Raw genomic sequence first — 1,493 nt, 5'->3', positions numbered from 1 at the left:
GGGGGGTGCCTCTATGTCTTTCGTCAAGTGAGGCGTGGGGTTCTGGGTTCGTAGAAGGTGCCGTCGCGGAGCATTGCGAACAGCACGTTGATCCGCTGTCGGGCCAGGCGGAGAAGTGCCTGAGTGTGGGTCTTTCCGCGGGCCCGGCATCGGTCGTAGTAGGCGCGGGAGGCGGGGTCGTGCAGTGCGGCGAACGCGGACAGGAACATCGCCCGTTTCAGCAGCCGGTTGCCACCTCGTGGCGCGTGTTCCCCGTGGATCGAGGTCCCCGACGACTTGGTGGTCGGGGCGAGGCCGGCGTAGGAGGCCAGGTGAGCGGCGGTGGGGAAGCTGGTGCCGTCGCCGACGGTGACCAGCAAGGTGGCGGCGGTCCTGACCGCGACCCCCGGAATCGAGGTCAGGACCGCGGAAAGAGGGTGAGCCTCCAGCAGCTGTCCGATCTGCGCTTCCAGGGCCCTGCGCTGTTCGTGGACGGCCGCGAGCGAACGGGCCAGGGACGGGATCACGACGTCGAGGGTGCCGGTGCCGGGAACGACGACGGTCTGCTCGTCGAGCGCGTCGAAGACCTCGTCGATCAGGCGGGCGGCCATGCGCGGGGCCTTGGGCCGGATCACCTCAACGAGCCTGCGACGACCGGCCTTTCGCAAGCTGGCCGGGGATCCGTAGCGTTCCAGCAGCCAGGTCACCGCAGGGTGGTCCAGGCGCGGGCCGAGGACGCGCTCCAGGCTGGGGTGGAACTGGGTGAGCAGGCCGCGTATCCGGTTGGAGGTGCGGGTCGCCTCGGCGGCGAGGTCCTGGTCGAAGCCCACCAGCACGGTCAGCTCGGCGGTGATCTCGTCGGTCAGCTGGAGCGAGCGCAGGGTGTGCGGCATGGTCCGGGCTGCGTCCGCGATCACCGCGGCGTCCTTCGCGTCGGTCTTCGCCTCGCCCGGGTAAAGATCGGCGATCCGCCGCATGGACAGACCGGGCAGGTAGGCGACCTTGCAGCCGGCGTCCCGGGCGACCGTCAGCGGGAGTGCTCCGATGGAGGCGGGCTGGTCCACGATCACCAGCACGGTGCCGAACTTCGCGGCCAGCTTCTCGAAGACGGCCCGCAGCTTCGGCTCGCTGTTGGGCAGCTGCTTGTCGAAGACCTTCTTCCCTGCCGGAGTCAGCCCGTGCCCGTGATGGGCGCTCTTGCCGACGTCCAGGCCGAGGAAGACGCCCACGTCGTCGATGTCGTCCAACCCATCCTCCCGAGCGGGGTTCGTGCGGTGCTGGCCAGGGTGTTGGCGTCGTATGCGCGCATCCACGTTATGCAGACCTGCCGCCCGCAAGCGGCCGGGCATTGCGCCAGGCCAGGCGGTAGTCGGACCTCTCATCAGCGTCTCCAACGGCGCCTCCCGGGCCCGGTGACACCACCCCCCAGGTCATCCGCTCGACAGGGGGGAACAGTCATGCCGGGCCCGGAGGCCAGCGGCCCTCTTGCAGGACCGCGGAAAACATAACGGGGG

At 69.5% G+C, this 1,493-nt stretch carries 1 protein-coding gene; it reads right to left on the bottom strand.

Annotated elements, in window-relative coordinates; all coding sequences use genetic code 11:
- Positions 1–23: 23 nt before the first annotated feature.
- Positions 24–1,226, bottom strand: coding sequence for an IS110 family transposase (locus ACFY0K_RS44685; RefSeq protein WP_390644773.1), 1,203 nt, complete (start codon positions 1,224–1,226; stop codon positions 24–26).
- Between the last annotated feature and the right edge of the window lie 267 nt (positions 1,227–1,493).

The organism is Streptomyces sp. NPDC001507, from assembly GCF_042894765.1.
Lineage (GTDB): Bacteria > Actinomycetota > Actinomycetes > Streptomycetales > Streptomycetaceae > Streptomyces.
Note: the sequence above shows the minus strand (reverse complement) of the source record. Positions and strands in the feature narration are given on the sequence as shown.